Origin of the sequence: Flexivirga alba, assembly GCF_042661025.1 — a bacterium.
In the GTDB taxonomy this organism is placed as follows: Bacteria; Actinomycetota; Actinomycetes; order Actinomycetales; family Dermatophilaceae; genus Flexivirga; species Flexivirga alba.
Genome location: NZ_JBHSWH010000001.1, coordinates 4,571,642 through 4,589,156, shown reverse-complemented (window position 1 = coordinate 4,589,156; position 17,515 = coordinate 4,571,642). Strand labels below are relative to the sequence as shown.

The 17,515-nt window shown below is 65.0% G+C and carries 16 protein-coding genes and 1 pseudogene; 13 read left to right on the top strand and 4 right to left on the bottom strand.

The annotated features are described in order from the left end of the window. The first annotated feature begins 179 nt into the window (after positions 1-179). Positions 180-980 carry an HAD-IIA family hydrolase gene (locus ACFQDH_RS22910; RefSeq protein WP_382404672.1) on the top strand — a complete coding sequence of 267 codons (801 nt, stop codon included), beginning with the start codon at positions 180-182 and terminating at the stop codon, positions 978-980. A 4-nt stretch (positions 981-984) separates the two neighbouring features. On the opposite strand, the gene ACFQDH_RS22905 is transcribed toward ACFQDH_RS22910, so the two are convergent. Together ACFQDH_RS22905 and ACFQDH_RS22900 are read right to left on the bottom strand one after the other, a co-directional pair. Further along, positions 985-1,929, bottom strand: a complete 945-nt coding sequence (locus ACFQDH_RS22905) for a UDP-glucuronic acid decarboxylase family protein (protein WP_382404671.1) — start codon at positions 1,927-1,929, stop codon at positions 985-987. Positions 1,930-1,997: 68 nt separating this feature from the next. Continuing rightward, positions 1,998-3,482, bottom strand: a complete 1,485-nt coding sequence (locus ACFQDH_RS22900; RefSeq protein WP_382404670.1) for a S10 family peptidase — start codon at positions 3,480-3,482, stop codon at positions 1,998-2,000. A 95-nt stretch (positions 3,483-3,577) separates the two neighbouring features. Here ACFQDH_RS22900 and ACFQDH_RS22895 point away from each other — a divergent pair. From ACFQDH_RS22895 to ACFQDH_RS22885, 3 genes and pseudogenes are all read left to right on the top strand, one after another. Continuing rightward, positions 3,578-4,594 (top strand): annotated as a pseudogene (locus ACFQDH_RS22895) (peptidoglycan DD-metalloendopeptidase family protein); the annotation flags it as partial. A gap of 98 nt (positions 4,595-4,692) precedes the next feature. Continuing rightward, entirely contained in the window at positions 4,693-5,091 is a 399-nt protein-coding gene (locus tag ACFQDH_RS22890; RefSeq protein ID WP_382404668.1) for a C40 family peptidase, read from the top strand. 138 nt (positions 5,092-5,229) lie between these two features. Then, positions 5,230-6,312: a right-handed parallel beta-helix repeat-containing protein gene (locus ACFQDH_RS22885; protein ID WP_382404667.1), complete on the top strand. Its 1,083-nt coding sequence runs from the start codon at positions 5,230-5,232 to the stop codon at positions 6,310-6,312. Positions 6,313-6,340: 28 nt separating this feature from the next. On the opposite strand, the gene ACFQDH_RS22880 is transcribed toward ACFQDH_RS22885, so the two are convergent. Beyond that, positions 6,341-7,135 carry a DeoR/GlpR family DNA-binding transcription regulator gene (locus ACFQDH_RS22880; RefSeq protein ID WP_382404666.1) on the bottom strand — a complete coding sequence of 265 codons (795 nt, stop codon included), beginning with the start codon at positions 7,133-7,135 and terminating at the stop codon, positions 6,341-6,343. A 255-nt stretch (positions 7,136-7,390) separates the two neighbouring features. Between ACFQDH_RS22880 and trpS the strand changes: the two genes are divergently transcribed. The 9 genes from trpS (at position 7,391) to ACFQDH_RS22835 (ending at position 16,163) form a co-directional block, all read left to right on the top strand. Beyond that, on the top strand, positions 7,391-8,428 hold the full coding sequence (trpS, locus tag ACFQDH_RS22875; protein ID WP_382404665.1) for a tryptophan--tRNA ligase: 1,038 nt from the start codon (positions 7,391-7,393) through the stop codon (positions 8,426-8,428). Further along, positions 8,428-8,943 (top strand): 2'-5' RNA ligase family protein, encoded by a 516-nt coding sequence (locus tag ACFQDH_RS22870; protein WP_382404664.1) that lies wholly within the window; start codon positions 8,428-8,430, stop codon positions 8,941-8,943. The genes trpS and ACFQDH_RS22870 overlap by 1 nt, the downstream gene beginning before the upstream one ends. 101 nt (positions 8,944-9,044) lie before the next feature. Next, positions 9,045-9,851 carry a hypothetical protein gene (locus tag ACFQDH_RS22865; RefSeq protein WP_382404663.1) on the top strand — a complete coding sequence of 269 codons (807 nt, stop codon included), beginning with the start codon at positions 9,045-9,047 and terminating at the stop codon, positions 9,849-9,851. Positions 9,852-9,876: 25 nt separating this feature from the next. Then, complete coding sequence (locus tag ACFQDH_RS22860) at positions 9,877-11,394, top strand: fumarate reductase/succinate dehydrogenase flavoprotein subunit (RefSeq protein WP_382404662.1); 1,518 nt, start codon at positions 9,877-9,879, stop codon at positions 11,392-11,394. Further along, positions 11,394-11,756, top strand: coding sequence for a hypothetical protein (locus tag ACFQDH_RS22855; RefSeq protein WP_382404661.1), 363 nt, complete (start codon positions 11,394-11,396; stop codon positions 11,754-11,756). The genes ACFQDH_RS22860 and ACFQDH_RS22855 overlap by 1 nt, the downstream gene beginning before the upstream one ends. Before the next feature lie 46 nt (positions 11,757-11,802). After that, positions 11,803-12,612, top strand: coding sequence for a succinate dehydrogenase/fumarate reductase iron-sulfur subunit (locus ACFQDH_RS22850; protein ID WP_382404660.1), 810 nt, complete (start codon positions 11,803-11,805; stop codon positions 12,610-12,612). Positions 12,613-12,708: 96 nt separating this feature from the next. Further along, a complete protein-coding gene (locus ACFQDH_RS22845) occupies positions 12,709-13,437 on the top strand; it encodes a succinate dehydrogenase cytochrome b subunit (RefSeq protein ID WP_382404659.1) in 729 nt (242 codons plus the stop codon). Positions 13,438-13,447: 10 nt separating this feature from the next. Continuing rightward, positions 13,448-15,427 carry a fumarate reductase/succinate dehydrogenase flavoprotein subunit gene (locus ACFQDH_RS22840; protein WP_382404658.1) on the top strand — a complete coding sequence of 660 codons (1,980 nt, stop codon included), beginning with the start codon at positions 13,448-13,450 and terminating at the stop codon, positions 15,425-15,427. A 1-nt stretch (position 15,428) separates the two neighbouring features. Then, on the top strand, positions 15,429-16,163 hold the full coding sequence (locus ACFQDH_RS22835) for a succinate dehydrogenase/fumarate reductase iron-sulfur subunit (RefSeq protein ID WP_382404657.1): 735 nt from the start codon (positions 15,429-15,431) through the stop codon (positions 16,161-16,163). Positions 16,164-16,548: 385 nt separating this feature from the next. On the opposite strand, the gene ACFQDH_RS22830 is transcribed toward ACFQDH_RS22835, so the two are convergent. Beyond that, positions 16,549-17,370, bottom strand: a complete 822-nt coding sequence (locus ACFQDH_RS22830; RefSeq protein WP_382404655.1) for a hypothetical protein — start codon at positions 17,368-17,370, stop codon at positions 16,549-16,551. Positions 17,371-17,515: the final 145 nt, after the last annotated feature.

The following is a 17,515-nucleotide window of genomic DNA, read 5'->3' as shown; positions in this document are numbered from 1 at the left end:
TACGACTCCTCGCACAACACAGCGCGCGCTGACCGAGCAAGCTCGGTCAGCGCGCGCTGTGTTGTGGTCGTCGTCTCCACGCCGTCGGCTAAGCGTCTGCTTTGGTTGGAGATGGGCTGTCGCCCGTCACATTGCGCTCTGTCTCGATCGCCGAGGCGGGCTTTCGTCATACTTGGGCCATGACCGAGAAGCGTGAGGTCCGTAGCTGGCTGACCGACATGGACGGCGTCCTGGTGCACGAGGAGCACGCCATACCGGGGGCCGCTGAGTTCCTGGCCCGGCTGCAGACGCTGGACCTGCGATTCCTGGTCCTCACCAACAACTCGATCTACACGCCGCGTGACCTGCGGGCCCGCCTCAGCGCGAGCGGCATCGACATACCCGAGACGGCGATCTGGACGTCGGCGCTCGCGACCGCGCAATTCCTGGACGACCAGCGGCCGAACGGCTCGGCATACGTTCTCGGCGAATCCGGGCTGACCACGGCGCTGCACGATATCGGCTACATCATGACTTCGCGCGACCCCGACTACGTGGTGCTGGGGGAGACACGCACCTATTCGTTCGAGGCGATCACTCGTGCGATCCGACTGGTTGCCGGTGGTGCCCGTTTCATCGCCACCAACCCCGACCCCAGCGGCCCGTCGGCGGACGGGCTGATGCCGGCCACTGGTGCGATCGCCGCACTGATCACCAAGGCCACCGGCGTCGAGCCCTATTACGTCGGTAAGCCGAACCCGCTGATGATGCGCAGCGCACTCAACCGCATCGAGGCGCACTCCGAAACCACGGTCATGATCGGCGACCGGATGGACACCGACATCGTGAGCGGCCTGGAGGCAGGTCTGCGCACGATCCTGGTGCTGACCGGGTCCACGACGCAGGAGCAGGTCGCCCGGCATCCGTTCGTGCCGACCAGGGTCGTCGAGTCCATCGCCGACGTTGTGCCGCTCGTCGACGAATTCGCCCCGCGCAGCTGAGAACTCAGGTGTCCGCAGACTCTCGGAAGTGCTCGATCGTCCGCGTGAGTCCCTCGGCCAATGCCGTTGCGGGCTCCCATCTGAGCGCTTCCTTTGCAAGAGAGATGTCCGGCCTGCGTCGGACTGGATCATCCTGCGGCAGAGGCTCGTGCACGATCGCTGAGGTGCTACCGGTGAGGTCGAGGACCAGTTCCGCGAGTTCGAGCATGGTGAACTCGCCGGTGTTGCCCAGATTGACCGGACCCGTGAATGAAGGATCGGAGTCCATGAGCGTCAGCAGGCCCCGGACCATGTCGTCGACGAAGCAGAACGAACGCGTCTGGCGGCCGTCGCCGTAGATCGTGATCGGGTCACCCCGCAGAGCGAGCATGATGAAGTTGGAGATGACGCGTCCATCATCCGGGCGCATGCGGGGGCCGTAGGTGTTGAAGAGGCGAGCGACCTTGATGGGCAGGTCGTGCTGGCGGCGGTAGTCGAAGAAGAGCGTCTCCGCGCAGCGTTTGCCTTCGTCGTAACAGGATCGGATCCCGATGGGGTTGACGTGCCCCCAATAGTCCTCCGGCTGCGGGTGGACATCAGGGTCGCCGTACACCTCGGACGTCGAGGTCAGCAGAATCTTCGCACCGGTGCGCTTGGCCAGACCGAGCATGTTGATCGACCCGTGCACGCTGGTCTTGGTGGTTTGGACCGGATCGCGTTGGTAATAGACAGGACTCGCCGGGCAGGCAAGGTGGAATATCTCGTCGACCTCGACATACAGCGGGAACGTCACGTCGTGCCGAATCAGCTCGAAGGCCGGATTGCGAAGCAGGTGATGCACGTTGGAACGCATGCCGGAATAGAAGTTGTCGGCGACGAGTACTTCGTCCCCTCGGTCGAGCAATCGTTCCACCAGATGTGAGCCTATGAACCCGGCGCCACCGGTGACCAGCACCCGTCGATCGGCCACTGCACCTCACCCTCCGTCGAATGTAATGAGTGCTGCTGAGCAGCGCACTCATCGAACCATGGAGCGGCTCAGAGTGCTGAGCCGCTCCCACTGTGCCGCCGCACGAACTCGGCCAGGTCGCCGCTCTGCTGCACGCGAGTGGGCTGGTGCACGTAGGTCATGTGCCCGGACTCGTAGAAGTGGTGCTCGAGGCGAGGGAGCAGGGCCGGTGCAAGACGCGCGACGTCGTCCATCGCACAGAAGTATGGCGTCGCACCGTCGTAGTAGCCGTAGGCGAAATGCACTGCCAGATGGGGGTTCTGGCGCATCGCCCGGGCGAGGCGATCGATCACGTAGACCGCGGAGTTCTCGAATTCCTTGAAGCTCCAGTCTCGCCCGACGTCCTCGCTGATCGCGTGGAAGACCTGCTCGCTGGTCACCCCGAGTTCGGTGCCGAGATAGTGCTGGAAAGCGGCCGAATACGGCCCGGTGATCGCGTCCATCGCTGGGTCGGCGTCCATGCTCTCGGCGATCCGGCTCGCGGCCAGGCCGATGAAGCGGGAGTCGAGACGACCCACCGTCATACCTCGCTCGCGTAGCAATTCACCGAAGAAACGCCAGTGCTCGATCCGCAGGTCCGCTCGGTCGACGTAGTCCTCGGTCAGCCCGGTCAGCGTTGCGAGTCGCGAAACTGCCTCTGCCCGTTCGGCTTCGGTGAGCCGGTTGCCACGCGAGAGCACCCATGGGTAGTCACGTGACGCGTAGTCCTCCGCCTCGTCGAGCACTTCTCGCAGTGGTCGGTCGCCGTGCTTGCCGTGGAAATGCGCTGTCGCTGCATAGAACGGCAGGTAGAGCGCGTGCGCCCGGTCGTTGCCGTGCTCGAAGTTGGCGGTGCCGAAGTCGAGCACACTGCTGATCAGCATCAGCCCGTTGAGATACATGCCGAGCTTCTCCTGCAGGTGCTGCGCCAGGGCAGCTGACCGGGTGGTGCCATAAGACTCGCCGGCGACGAACTTCGGTGAGAGCCAACGGTTTTCGCGGGTTACCCAGGTCCGGATCACCTCGCCGACCGACTCGATGTCGGCGGTGAAGCCGTGGAAGTCCTTCGGCTTCTCCCCGGACAGCACGCGGGACAAGCCGGTCGACACCGGATCGATGAACACCAAGTCACTGGTGGCAAGCAGCGTCTCGGCGTTGTCAACCACGCCATACGGCGGCGGGAGGAGGTCGCCTGCGTCGCCCATCTCCACCCGCCGCGGTCCGAGCAGGCCCATGTGCAACCACAGGCTGGAGCTGCCCGGGCCCCCGTTGAAGGCGAAGGTCACCGGCCGCTCCTGCGGATCCGCATCATCCAGCGTGTATGCCGTGATCGCGACCTCCGCCACCGCCTTACGGCCCTGCCAGACACCGTCCTTCAGTTCGTCCCTACGCAGCACGACGGTGCCGGACTCACTGGTGTAACTGATCGAACCCGACACTGTCGTCAGCGTGTGTGACCGGCGAACCAGGGTGTCGGTCGGGGTCGGCGCGGACTCCGGGGGCTCGGACGGCGGGGTGGTCGGCTCGTTGCTCACCAAGCGATGTTAGTAGGCCGTGTGCAAAGTGAGCCGGCTTTGGACAACGTCCTGTCTCTGCAAGATATAGACCGGGCGACTCGGGCGCTCATACCATGACTCACGAGGGACGGAGGCATTGGATGAGTGCTGGGGCGGTCATTTCGAAGCCGTGGTTGCGACGAATTGCAATGCCCCCTGTGGTCGCCATGATCGTCGTTCTGCCGATGACGCCGGCAGCAGCACAGACCGGGTCATCGGCCGGCAGTTGTGCTGTGGGACAGGCCGGCTGGCGTGCACCAGTCCAACAGCACTACGTCGTCACGTCGCCCTTCGGCGACCGGACCGACCCGATCTCGCACGTCTACCGCCTGCATGCCGGCGTCGACCTCGCGATGCTGCCCGGACCCGGCCCGGTGGTCGCTGCTGATGCCGGCACCGTGGTTCGATCCGGTCCCTATGGCGGCCTCGGTAACGAGGTGACCCTCGACCACGGCGGCGGTGTGCAGACGCTCTACGGTCACATGTCGCAGATCGCCCCCGGCCTCAAGCCAGGGATGCGTGTCCAGGCCGGTCAGGTGCTCGGCCAGGAGGGATCGACAGGAGCGAGCACCGGACCGCACCTGCATTTCGAAGTCCACCTGAACGGCAAGCCGATCAATCCGGTGCCGTTCATGGTCAAGCACGGCGCACCGCTCAACGGCACTGCGCCGGCACCCGGCGTCGTCGTCGGCTCTGCGCTCCCGGCTGCGGGTGCGCAGCGCAAGGACAGCGTGAACCAACACGCTCTGCCGGTGTCCAAGGATCTGATGAATCTCTATCTCACGGCAGGGCAGAGGTATGGCGTGCCCTGGGCGCTGCTCGCCGGGGTTGGCATGGAGGAGACCGCGCAGGGGCGCAACAACCACACCTCGAGTGCCGGTGCCATAGGTGTCATGCAGTTCATGCCTGGCACTTTCGCTCGCTATGGCGTGGACGGCAACGGAGACGGCCGAGTCGACATACACAACGACGCGGACAGCGTTTACTCCGCTGCCAATGCGCTGCGTGCCTGGGGCGCCGCGAATGGCGCTGCCGGTGTACGGCAGGCGTTGTACTCGTACAACCACGCAGACTGGTACGTCAATGACGTGCTCCACTATGCGGCCGCGTATGCCGGCGACTCCGGCGGGATCGGGTGCACCGACGGGTTGAAACCCGCCGCATCGCCGCAGGCCGTGGCCGCCGTGCGATGGGGGAGAAGGAGGTCGGCAACACCTACCAGTTCGGCGCCAGCGGGCCGAAGGCATGGGACAGCTCGGCGTTCACGCAGGCGGCCTATGCGCAGTCCGGCATCAGACTCCCGAGAACGGCGCAGCAGCAACGTGATTGGCTCGCGGCCGGGCACGGCACCCGGGTGGTACCTGGGCAGGAGCGACCTGGCGACCTGATCTTCGAGAACAGCTATCTCGGGCCCGACCGGGTCGGCTACGTCATCCTCGTGATCGACCCGCAGTCCCAACGCGGTGTCGCCGCACAGGATCCCACGGTCAATGTGAGCTACACGAGCTACGCGGGAGCGCAGCAGAGCAAGCACATCTTCCAGATCTGGCGCGTGAAGGCGCCCACGAAGGGGTCGGTCAACCACTGACGAAACTCGCATGCACGCCCACCACCGGAATCCAGTTGTCCGCGCGCACGACGAATCGCAATTCCAGACGCACCGTCGGGTGCGCCGGACAACAGGAAAGAAGGCAAGGAAATGCGAGTAACTTTGCATAGCAAAGCGATGGCAGCCGGTGCGGTTGCGGCATCGACTGCAATGCTCGGCATCGTGGCTGCGGGGCCGGCACACGCCACTCCGGCGTCGGGATGTACTGCAAATGTGGGTAATTCGGGCTTGAGCGCGGCTGTCGTCGCGCGTGCGGGTGAGAGGATCGCTCATCAGCGGATCAACGCCGAGAAATGTGACATCGGCATCTACATCGGCGCGAACGCTTCCCACGTGACCGTCGACGATGTGACCCTGTCCGGAGCGGGCTTCCAGGGCATCTTTGCCGAGAAGACCTCACGCGTGACGATCGAGAACTCCAGAGTCTTCGACAACGGCTGGCGCACGCTGGATCCGAGTGCGCCCGCGTTGCCACCCAAGGGCGTCCTGCACTCCTACGTCAGCCAGTCGTTCGCGATCAGTCTCTTCGGGGTCTCCGGCGCGGTCGTCAAGGGCAACCAGGTGCACGACAACGGTCGCGGCGGGATCGGGGTCATGGACAACGGCGCCAACGACCCCGGGACGATCACGCAGGACCCTAATGCCCCGTTGAGAGGCTCGACGAACGTCTCCGCCATCGGGAATCACATTTGGAGCAACGCCAACGGCTGCGCGCTGGTGGCGGCCACCCAGAACTTGGCCGGATCGCTGTCGGGTCTGAAACTGGCCGGCAACAGGATCAACGGACCCGGCTTCGATCCAGCCGACAGCGGCGGCATCGTGGTGGCGGCCGATCTGCCGAATTCCTCGGTGAGCCAGGTCAGCGTGAGCGGCAACATCATCACGCATTCCTATGAGGGCGGTGTCGTCGTCAACGCGGAGGCACCCGGGTCCTCGACCAACAACGTGAGGGTGACCGCGAACATCCTGTCGCGGAACAACTGGGGTCACGAGGAGGCACCCAACACCGCCGGTGTGGTCGTCTTCGCGGCGACGGCTCCGGGAGCGGCCAATTACGGCACCACGGTCTCCTGGAACCTGATCACCTCACAGTTCTACGGGGTGTGGGCGCAGCAGAACATGCTGAACCCCGTTCCGCCGACGGTCCACCACAACTGGATCTGGGTGACCAGAGGCGGCACTCCGGTCTCCACCAACTGAGTCGAGGGACGATCGCCGGGCGAGCGCATCAGCGCTCGACCGGCGACGCGTCGTCCCGCGATGCGATCACCAGGTTGATGTCACGCTTACTCAGCTCACGCCTGGCCTCGTCGTCCAGCTCGGCGTCGGTGACCAGGGTGTCCACCTTGTCCAGGGTCGCGATGGTCAACAGGCCGACGGTGCCCCACTTGCTGTGGTCGGCAACGACGACGACGCGCTTGGCTGTCCGGATCAAGGCCCGATTGGTCTGTGCCTCTTGCAGATTGGGCGTTGTCAATCCGGCGTCGATGTCGATGCCGTGCACGCCGAGGATGAGAGTGTCGACGTGAACGGTCGCGAGCATTTCGTTGGCTACCGGGCCGACGAGAGCGTCCGAAGGGGTACGCACACCACCGGTGAGCACCACCAGCCGGTCGTTCTCATCCGGGTCGAAGAGCAGCTCGGCGACGGGAGGGGAGTTGGTCACGACCGTGAGTCGCTTGATGCCGCGCAGCTCCTGAGCAACGGCATACGCCGTCGTGCCGGCCGAGATGGCGACCGAGGACCCGGGAGAGATCAGGCTCGCGGTGGTGCGCGCAATCTCCGACTTCTGCAGGGGATTCATCTCGGACTTCGCCGTGAAACCGGGCTCGTCCGCGCTGCGGTCGGCGCGGGTGGCGCCGCCGTGGACCTTGCGCACCACACCCTTTCGGGCCAGCGTTTCGATGTCGCGACGGATCGTCATGTCGCTGACATTCAGCTCGGCGACCAACTCTGACACCCGGATCCCACCGTGCTCATCCACGGCGCGCGCGATGAGCTCTTGGCGTTGACGGGCCAGCATCGTGATCTCCTTTCGGCGACACGGGTTCCCCCATATTTAAACACGATCAAACAACCAAGGCTCACACAATTCCGGGTGGGCGACGGGTGTTCTGTTCGCACAGGGGTGAGAGACTGGCCCGCGATCCGGTTCGAGCGAAGTTGATTTTGAACAGGCACAGCGAGCTTGGGCTGCGTTGGCATGGCGGCAGCTTGCTGACGCTCTTGCCGGCGCAGAATAAGCCTCGAGTGCAACGAAAGAGAGCACGTACCTTCCATGAGCGACACCTCGCCCAGCGGCCGTACCCCACGGATTCTGTCCGGCATGCAGCCCACGCACGACTCGCTGCATTTGGGCAATTACCTGGGCGCACAGGTCAATTGGGTGCGCATGCAGCAGGACTTCGACGCCTTCTTCTGCGTCGTCGACCAGCACGCCTTGACGGTCAACCCGGAGCCGGAGGAGTTGCGTCGACGCACCCGGGTCACGGCCGCGCAGTACCTCGCCGGCGGCATCGACCCCGACGCCTCGACCGTCTTCGTGCAGTCCCACGTTCCTGAGCACTCCCAGCTCGCCTGGGTGCTCAACTGCATCACCGGGTATGGCGAAGCAGCCCGTATGACGCAGTTCAAGGACAAGTCCGCCAAGCGCGGCTCCGACGGCACCAACGTCGGCCTCTTCACCTATCCGATGCTGATGGCCGCCGACATCCTGCTGTATGACGCCACCTCCGTCCCGGTGGGCGAGGACCAGCGCCAGCACTTGGAGCTCACCCGTGACCTGGCGCAGCGGTTCAACTCCCGCTACGGCGAGACGTTCGTGGTGCCGAACGGGCACATCCCGGAGGGCACCGCGAAGATCATGTCGCTGCAGGAGCCGACCGCGAAGATGAGCAAGTCGGCGGACAACCAGAACGGCAACCTGATGATGCTGGACGAGGTGAAGGTCAACACCAAGAAGATCAAGTCCGCGGTCACCGACACCGACAACGAGGTGCGCTACGACGTCGAAGCGAAGCCGGGCATCGCCAACCTGTTGCGGATCCACTCCGCTCTGTCCAACGACTCGATCGAAGCGCTCGTCGAACGCTATGCGGGCGAGAACAAGTACGGCGCACTCAAGACCGATGTCGCCGCGCTCGTCGCAGAGGTCCAGGCGCCGTTCAGGGCGCGCGTCGAGGAGTTGCTCGCCGACCAGGCCGAGCTGGACCGCGTCCTCGCCCGTGGTGCGGAGCGAGCTCGTTCCGTCGCCGCCCCGGTGCTCGAACGCGCCTATGCCGCAGTCGGATTCATTCCATCCGGGGTCGCTCGCTGATGAAGACGATCGGCGTTTCGATCCCGATCCCGGCCCCCTTTGCGGAGGAGTTGCAGGCTGCCCGGCTGGAGGCAGGCGATCCGTTGGCCGACGCCGTGCCACCGCATGTCACTCTGATGCCTCCGACGCCGGTCGAGCCGGACGCCGAGGACGCGCTGCAGGATCACCTCGCGAAGGTCGCCGGCTCGGTCACCCCTTTCCGTATGACGCTGCGCGGCACCGGCACCTTCCGGCCGATCTCGCCGGTCGTCTTCGTCGCCGTGGCCGAGGGCATCGCCAACTGCGAGCAACTGGAACGCGCGGTGCGCTCCGGCCCGGTGGAGCGGGTGCTCGATTTCCCGTACCACCCGCACGTCACCATCGCCCACGGCGTTTCCGACGAGGCGCTCCAGGAGGCGTTCGACGGGCTCGCGGCATACAGCTGCAGCATGCAGGTCGACTCGTTCTCCCTCTACGAGCACGGGCACGACGGGGTGTGGCGTCCCTACCGGTCCTTCGCGCTCGGCGCTGGCTGACGACCAACCGGACTGATCGGTTAAGCAACGCCGACCTCGTGTGACCCGTATGGTGACAGAGGTCACAGGGGCGCGGTCGAGCGTTCCGGAGCGGAGTGGTGATGGTCACAACGCCGACGCAGGACGGGACCGGCGTGCGCGCGGTCGGGCGGGCACGGATCGCCGCGCGCACGTTGCGCGGCGACCGGTGGTGGTTGACGCCGTTGGCCTACGGCCTGACCCTGCTCATCGTCGGCGTCTATCTCGCCTACGCGGTGTTCGTGAACAAGGACTACTACTGGAAGCCCTACATCTCACCGATGTACTCCCCGTGTCTGACGGGCAACTGCGTCGCGGACAGCGGGTGGGGTTGGTTTCCCAGCATCAACCCGGTGACGCCGGCCCTCATCATCATCATCTTCCCGGCCGGACTGCGCGCGACCTGCTACTACTACCGCAAGGCCTACTACCGCTCGTTCTTCCTGTCGCCGCCGGCCTGCGCGGTTCCCGAGGCGGCGAAGCACTATCGGGGTGAGTCCCGCTTCCCGCTGATCGTGCAGAACATCCACCGCTATTTCTTCTACATCACGCTGATCTTCAACTGCATCCTGACCTATGACGCAGTGATCGCCTTCCGGGACCACCAGGGGCACTGGGGGCACGCCGGACTGGGCACGCTGGTCATGGTGGTCAACGCGATTCTGCTGTGGGGTTACAACGCCTCTTGTCATACGTGCAGGCACGCGATCGGCGGGAGGCTGCGGCACTTCTCCAAACATCCGGTCCGCTACTGGCTGTGGAGCCGGGCGACCGCCCTGAACGCGCGGCACGGCCAGATCGCCTGGGCCTCACTGGTATTCGTGGCGATCACCGACCTGTACATCCGACTGGTCGCCGGTGGCGCCTTCAACGATCCACGGTTTTTCTAGAGATGCGATCCGAGGTCTTTTCGAGATGACAGACACCCCCGACGGGTCGACCCGCCACCCGATGACCGGCAACGAGATGTCCGGCGACGCGCCGGCCGGCATGGAGCACCACGAGTTCGACGTGCTTGTCATCGGTGCCGGCGGGTCGGGTCTTCGCGCCGCCATCGCGGCGCACGAAGCCGGCGCCCGGGTCGCTGTGGTGTGCAAGTCCTTGCTCGGCAAGGCCCACACGGTGATGGCCGAGGGCGGCATCGCGGCGTCCCTGGGCAACCTGTGGCCGGAGGACAACTGGCAGGTGCACTTCCGCGACACGATGCGCGGCGGCAAGATGCTCAATCACTGGCGGATGGCCCAGATCCACGCCCAGGAGGCACCCGAGCGGGTGCTCGAGCTGGAGGACTGGGGCGCGCTGTTCGACCGGACGCCAGAGGGTCTGATCTCGCAGCGCGACTTCGGTGGACACCGTTACGCACGGCTGGCGCACGTCGGGGACCGCACCGGTCTGGAGATGATCCGCACCCTCCAGCAGCGTGCCGTCGCCCTCGGCATCGAGGTCTTCATGGAGTGCACGGTCACCGAGCTCCTGCTCGAGGAGGGCGCGGGTGGGTCGAGGATCTCCGGTGCGTTCGGATATTGGCGGGAGACCGGTCGGTGTCTGCTTCTCGAGGCGCCGAGCGTCATACTCGCGACGGGCGGGATAGGGCGGTCCTTCAAGGTCACCACCAACTCGTGGGAGTACACCGGCGACGGGCACGCGCTGGCGCTGCGCGCCGGTGCGTCGCTGATCAACATGGAGTTCGTGCAGTTCCATCCGACGGGCATGGTGTGGCCTCCGTCGGTGAAGGGTCTGCTGGTGACCGAGTCGGTGCGCGGTGACGGGGGAGTGCTGCGCAACTCCGAGGGCAAGCGGTTCATGTTCGACTACATCACCGACTACTTCAAGGACGAGACCGCGGACACCGAGGAGGAGGCCGACCGCTGGTATGACGACAAGGTCAACAACCGGCGTCCCCCGGAGCTGCTGCCGCGTGACGAGGTGGCGCGCGCAATCAACTCGGAGGTCAAGGCTGGTCGTGGCTCTGAGCACGACGGCGTGTTCCTCGACATCGCCAGCCGGCGCACTCCCGAATACATCATGCGGCGACTGCCTTCCATGTACCACCAGTTCAAGGAACTCGCCGACGTCGACATCACCAAGCAACCTATGGAGATCGGGCCGACATGCCACTACGTCATGGGCGGGATCGAGGTCGATCCGGACACCGAGATGAGTCGTGTACCGGGCCTCTATTCGGTCGGCGAGTGCTCCGGCGGTATGCACGGGTCGAACCGTCTCGGCGGTAACTCGCTGGGTGACCTGCTGGTCTTCGGCAAGCGCGCCGGAGAGGCCGCGGCGGAGCACGCTCGTGGGCTGAGCGGCGATCGCCCGCAGGTCGACCCGGCTGCGGTGAAGTCCGCCGAGCGGCTCGCCCTGGCCCCGTTCGAGCCGGCGGGGAGCACACCGAGAACCCCTACACGCTGCAGCAGGACCTGCAGCAGGTGATGAACGACCTGGTCGGCATCATCCGCACGGCGGATGAGCTGGAGCGCTCGTTGGTGGAGATCGAGAAGCTGAAGCAGCGCGCCCGGCACCTGCTCGTGACCGGCAACCGGCAGTACAACCCCGGCTGGCACCTGGCGCTGGACCTGCGCAACATGCTGATCGTGTCCGAGTCGGTCGCGAAGGCCGCCCTGGCCCGCGAGGAGTCGCGGGGCGGGCACACCAGGGACGACTTCCCGCTGCCGGATGACGTCTGGGCCCACAAGAACCTCATCGTCACCCTCGATGCTGCCGGAACGGGGATCGAGCTGACCGAACAGCCGCTGCCCGAGATGCCCGACGAGCTCAAGAAGCTCGTCGAGTAGTGACTGTCATCCGGGTTTGCTTGAGCGGGAAAGGAGTTGGACGACTGTGGGATACAACCTGAAGATGCGCGTATGGCGCGGGGACGAGTCGGGCGGCGAGCTCGCCGACTACACCGTCGAGGTGTCGGAGGGCGAGGTCGTCCTCGACGCGATCCATCGGCTGCAGGCGACCCAGGCCGGTGACCTGGCCGTGCGGTGGAACTGCAAGGCAGGCAAGTGTGGCTCGTGCAGCGCGGAGGTCAATGGCCGTCCCCGGCTGATGTGTATGACGCGACTGTCGGACTTCGATCCCGCCGAGACGATCACCGTCACACCGATGCGGACCTTCCCCGTGATTCGCGACCTGGTCACCGACGTCTCCTACAACTTCGAGAAGGCCAAACAGGTGCCGGCGGCGGACCTCGGCCCCCGCGACGCGGACGGAAAGCGGCGGATGATGCAGGCCGATGTGCAGCGCGGTCAGGAGTTCCGCAAGTGCATCGAGTGCTTCCTGTGCCAGGACGTCTGCCACGTGGTCCGCGACCACGAGGACAACAAGCAGGCGTATGCCGGTCCCCGATTCTTCCTGCGCTACGCCGAGCTCGACATGCACCCGCTCGACATACACGACCGGCGGGCGTTTGCCCAGGAGACAGCGGGACTCGGCATGTGCAACATCACCAAGTGCTGCACCGAGGTGTGCCCGGAGGGCATTCACATCACCGACAACGCGATCATCCCGATGAAGGAGCGGGTCGCGGACCGCAAATATGATCCGCTGGTCTGGCTGGGCAACAAGATCGGCATCCGCGGGCGTGACTACGAGGGACGCACGCAGGTGGACGGGAGCGGATCGCCCGCGTCGTCGCCGGATTGATTCGAGGTCGCACGCCGACTGTGTCCGGTGTGGCGCCGGACACATTAGGTCATCCTCAGCCTCCGCGCGCCCCGAGGCAGCGGTAACCTGCCACCCGTGGCAACCAGAACCCTGTCCGCGCCCCCGTCGAAGCGCACCGGCAAGCTCGGCAGCACGATCTTCCTGAAGTCGCTGATGGCCGTCACTGGCATCCTTTTCGTGCTCTTCGTGATTGCGCACATGTACGGCAATCTCTACAAGCTGTTCGCCGGTCACACGGCGTTCAACGAATACTCCGAGCACCTGCGGACCATGTTCGAGCCGATCCTGCCAAGGCATGGCTTCCTGACCATCATGGAAGTCCTCCTCGGGATCGCCGTCGTCCTACACGTCTACAGCGCCGTCGTGCTCTGGGCCCGCGCCAAGGCAGCGCGACCGCAGCGCTATGTCGTGAAAAAGTCTGTGGCGCAGTCGTTCTCGAGCAAGTGGATGCGCTGGGGCGGTGTTTTCCTGCTGCTGTTCATCATCTGGCACCTGCTGGAGTTCACCGTCGTCAAGATCAACGTCGGCAGCGGCGGCCAGAGTGCGGCGATCACCAAGGATCCCTACGAGCTGACCGTGCACGCCTTCAACGTGTGGTGGCTGACGATCATCTACGTGCTGGCGATGATCGCCCTCGGGATGCACCTGCATCACGGCATCTGGAGCGCATCGCAGACGCTCGGCTTCACGTCGACTCCCCGTGCCCGCTCGATCGCCAAGACCGTCGGCATCGTGGTCGCCCTGATCGTCGCCGTCGGCTTCGTCATACCGCCGCTCGCCATCGCCTTCGGCGGAATCAAGTAAGGAATTGCCGATGTCTGAACTCATCGATGACCTCTACCAACTCGGCGACCAGATCGAGGACACCAAGGCCCCCGAGGCTCCCATCGAGCAGATGTGGACCAAGGCCAAGTTCGAGAACAAGCTGGTCAACCCGACCAACCGGCGCAAGCTGTCGGTGATCATCGTCGGCACCGGACTGGCCGGTGGCGCCGCCGCCGCGACACTGGGCGAGGCCGGCTACAACGTGAAGTCGTTCTGTTACCAGGACAGCCCGCGTCGGGCGCACTCGGTGGCCGCGCAGGGTGGCATCAACGCCGCGAAGAACTACAACGACGACGGCGACTCGATCTACCGTCTGTTCTACGACACCGTCAAGGGCGGCGACTACCGCTCCCGCGAGTCCAACTCCTACCGCCTCGCTGAGGTCAGCACCGACATCATTGACCAGTGCGTGTCGCAGGGCGTCCCCTTCGCCCGCGACTACGGCGGCCTGCTGGACAACCGCTCGTTCGGTGGTGTGCAGGTGGCTCGCACCTTCTACGCCCGAGGCCAAACGGGTCAGCAGTTGCTGATCGGCGCGTACCAAGCGATGGAGCGTCAGGTTGCGGCCGGCACGGTGGAGCAGTTCACGCGACACGAGATGCTGGAAGTGGTCATCGTCGACGGTAAGGCCCGAGGCATCATCGCCCGTGACATGGTCACCGGCGAGATCGAGACGCACGTCGCCGACGCCGTCGTGCTTGCCAGTGGTGGCTACGGCAACGTCTTCTACCTGTCGACCAACGCGATGGGCTGCAACGTCACCGCCAGCTGGCGGGCGCACCGCAAGGGCGCCTACTTCGCCAACCCGTGCTACACGCAGATCCACCCGACCTGCATCCCGGTCGCCGGTGACTACCAGTCGAAGCTGACGTTGATGAGCGAGTCGTTGCGCAACGACGGCCGCATCTGGGTGCCGAAGCGCGCCGAGGACTGCGAGAAGGACCCGCGCGACATACCCGAAGAGGACCGCGACTACTACCTGGAGCGCAAGTACCCAGCGTTCGGCAACCTCGTGCCGCGTGACATCGGCAGCCGGCAGGCCAAGGTCGTCTGCGACGAGGGCCGTGGCGTCGGACCGAAGGTCGGCGACTTCCGCCGCGGTGTCTACCTCGACTTCGCGAACGCGATCAATCGCTTGGGCAAGGAAGCGGTCAAGGCCAAGTACGGCAACCTCTTCGACATGTACCAGCGGATCACGGGGGAGAACCCCTATGAGGTGCCGATGCGCATCTACCCGGCGGTGCATTACACGATGGGCGGCCTGTGGGTCGACTACGACCTGGAGACCACGATTCCGGGCCTGTTCGCGGCGGGGGAGGCCAACTTCTCCGATCACGGCGCCAACCGCCTCGGTGCATCGTCGCTGATGCAGTGCCTGTCTGACGGCTACTTCGTGCTGCCGAACACCATTCGCGACTACCTGGCTCGGGGACCGTTCGAGCCCGTCGCCGAGGACGCGCCGGAGGTGCTTGAGGCCCGTAAGTCGGTTGAGGATCGGATCGAGAAGTTCCTGTCGATCAAGGGTGAGCGGACGGTCGACTCCTTCCACAAGGAGCTCGGCAACATCGTCTGGGAGTACTGCGGCATGGAGCGCAACGACGCCGGACTGCGCAAGGCGATCGACCTGATCCGCTCACTGCGCGAGGAGTTCTGGCGCAACCTGAAGGTGCCGGGTTCGGCGGCGACGCTCAACCAGTCGCTGGAGAAGGCCGGCCGGGTGGCCGACTTCTTCGAGCTCGCCGAGCTCATGTGCATCGACGCGCTGCACCGCACCGAGTCGTGCGGCTGTCACTTCCGGACCGAGTCGCAGACCGAGGATGGCGAGGCGCTGCGCGACGACGACAAGTTCGCGTATGTCGCGGCGTGGGAGTTCACCGGTGGCGACCAAGGCAGCTACAAGCCGCCCGTGTTGCACAAGGAAGACCTCGTCTACAAGAACATCGCGTTGAAGCAGCGGAGCTACAAATAATATGAATCTCACATTGAAGATCTGGCGCCAGGCCGGGCCCGACACACAGGGCGAGCTGGTGACCTACCCGGTGACCGACATCTCCGAGGACATGTCGTTCCTGGAGATGCTCGACGTGCTCAACGAGCAGCTCACCGAGTCCGGCGACGAGCCGGTGGCGTTCGACTCCGACTGTCGCGAAGGCATCTGCGGCATGTGCTCGTTGATGATCAACGGCGAGGCGCACGGCCCGGAGGTCACCACGACCTGCCAGTTGCACATGCGTACGTTCACCGACGGTGACACGATCACCATCGAACCGTGGCGCGCGCAAGCGTTCCCACTCGTGCGTGACCTGATAGTCGACCGGTCGGCATTCGATCGGATCATCCAGGCGGGTGGCTTCGTCTCGGTCAACACCGGTGCCGCCGTCGAGGCCAACAACCTGCAGGTGCAGAAGCACAAGGCCGACCGCGCGTTCGACACAGCCACCTGCATCGGCTGCGGTGCGTGTGTCGCCGCGTGCCCGAACGCCTCCGGCATGCTCTTCCTCGGCGCCAAGATCACCCACCTCGGTGAGCTGCCGCAGGGCCAGCCCGAGCGTGACTCGCGCGTGGTCAAGATGCTCAACCAGCACGACGCGGAGGACTTCGGCGGTTGCCAGAACCTCGGCGAGTGCTCGGCGGCGTGCCCCAAGGAGATCCCGCTGGATGTCATCAGCCAGCTGAACCGCGACTTCATCAAGGCCAAGCGCTGACAAGGGTTTTCGTCATACGAACGAAAGAAGACTGGCCGGGTAATTACTCGGCCAGTCTTCTTTTCGGTGCACGAGTCTCCCCAGTGTCGGGCCGTGTGCGGGTATGCCGGGCCGGGCCGTTCACGAGCTGACATTGGGGAGAGGTATGAGCGATCTCGCGCGGGTGGGCGTGCACGAGTCTCCCCAGTGTCGGGCCGTGTTGTTCACGAGCTGACACTGGGGAGAGGTATGAGCGGTCCCGCGGGTGTGGGCGTGCACGAGCTGACACTGGGGAGAGGTATGAGCGGTCCCGCGGGTGTGGGCGTGCACGAGCTGACACTGGGGAGAGCTATGACCGGTCCTGCGCGTGTGGGCGTTCACGAGTCTCCCCAGGGGAGCGAAACGTTCACGCAGATACCGCGCCGAAATCTCCGCGATCCGGAAAGTGGAGTCGCCATTCGTTGCGCAACGGCGGCACCTTGATGCCGCGCTCGGCCAAGCCGCCGGATACCCGCTGGATGGTGTTGCCGGGCGTGGTCCAGATGTCAGTGGCTACCAGGATGATGAACCGCCATCCGAGCCCTTCGAAAAATTCGCGGCGCCCAATGTCCTGGCTCCACTGCGACTTCCGTTCGATGTGCTGTCGGCCGTCATACTCGACGGCGAGCTTGATGCCCTTGTATCCCATGTCCATGCGTCGCAGCAGTACGCCTTCCTCGGTGTGGAAGCGCAGATTGACGGTCGGCTCCGGCAGGCCGGCCAGCACGATCAGCATTCGCGAGCGACTCTCTTGGGGAGAGTCGACATCGGAACGGACAAATGCGCTCGCCCGGCGAGCACGGGCGATGCCGTTCGAGTGCGCTTGTCGAGCGAACGCGGCCAATTCCGCTGGTGTGACAGAGGTTCGGCGTACCAGCGAGTCTCCGGCCACCACCAGGTCGACAAGATCCGAAGTGGCCGCGAGATCGACGAAGGTCTGCGGCGGAGCAGTGACCGTCGTCCCGCGCCGTGTCCAGAGCATCGGCCGAGTGCGGTAGCGGTGAGTGCGGATTCCGGGGAGATCGCAACGCAACCGATGGGGAACCGCCAGATGTATGTCGGGAGTGTCCGGGGCCGTGCCGCCATACCAGGTCACTGCGCTCTGATGACTCAGGCCGTAGGCACCCGGCACCATCTCGAGCGCGGCGCGTGCGCGAGTCTCGAAGTCCAAGGCGCCTTCAGACGACACGTAGCAGTCTCGGTGTAGTCGGCGAAATCCCTTGCCAGTCAATGTTCGCCGACTCAGGCCCTGCTTCCGTCCGGACGCGCTGCGGAACGGAACTCGCGGATCGAAGGTGTCGTCCATCGAGTCAGGATGACCTTCCACCGTCATA

Excerpts from the sequence above, each read along its gene's own strand:
- ACFQDH_RS22835 (WP_382404657.1), top strand. The coding sequence starts at position 15,429 with ATGAATCTCACATTGAAGATCTGGCGCCAGGCCGGGCCCGACACACAG.
- ACFQDH_RS22885 (WP_382404667.1), top strand. The coding sequence starts at position 5,230 with ATGGCAGCCGGTGCGGTTGCGGCATCGACTGCAATGCTCGGCATCGTG.
- ACFQDH_RS22840 (WP_382404658.1), top strand. The coding sequence starts at position 13,448 with ATGTCTGAACTCATCGATGACCTCTACCAACTCGGCGACCAGATCGAG.
- ACFQDH_RS22890 (WP_382404668.1), top strand. The coding sequence starts at position 4,693 with ATGGGGGAGAAGGAGGTCGGCAACACCTACCAGTTCGGCGCCAGCGGG.
- ACFQDH_RS22855 (WP_382404661.1), top strand. The coding sequence starts at position 11,394 with ATGAACGACCTGGTCGGCATCATCCGCACGGCGGATGAGCTGGAGCGC.
- ACFQDH_RS22865 (WP_382404663.1), top strand. The coding sequence starts at position 9,045 with ATGGTCACAACGCCGACGCAGGACGGGACCGGCGTGCGCGCGGTCGGG.
- ACFQDH_RS22860 (WP_382404662.1), top strand. The coding sequence starts at position 9,877 with ATGACAGACACCCCCGACGGGTCGACCCGCCACCCGATGACCGGCAAC.
- trpS (WP_382404665.1), top strand. The coding sequence starts at position 7,391 with ATGAGCGACACCTCGCCCAGCGGCCGTACCCCACGGATTCTGTCCGGC.
- ACFQDH_RS22910 (WP_382404672.1), top strand. The coding sequence starts at position 180 with ATGACCGAGAAGCGTGAGGTCCGTAGCTGGCTGACCGACATGGACGGC.
- ACFQDH_RS22880 (WP_382404666.1), bottom strand. The coding sequence starts at position 7,135 with ATGCTGGCCCGTCAACGCCAAGAGCTCATCGCGCGCGCCGTGGATGAG.
- ACFQDH_RS22870 (WP_382404664.1), top strand. The coding sequence starts at position 8,428 with ATGAAGACGATCGGCGTTTCGATCCCGATCCCGGCCCCCTTTGCGGAG.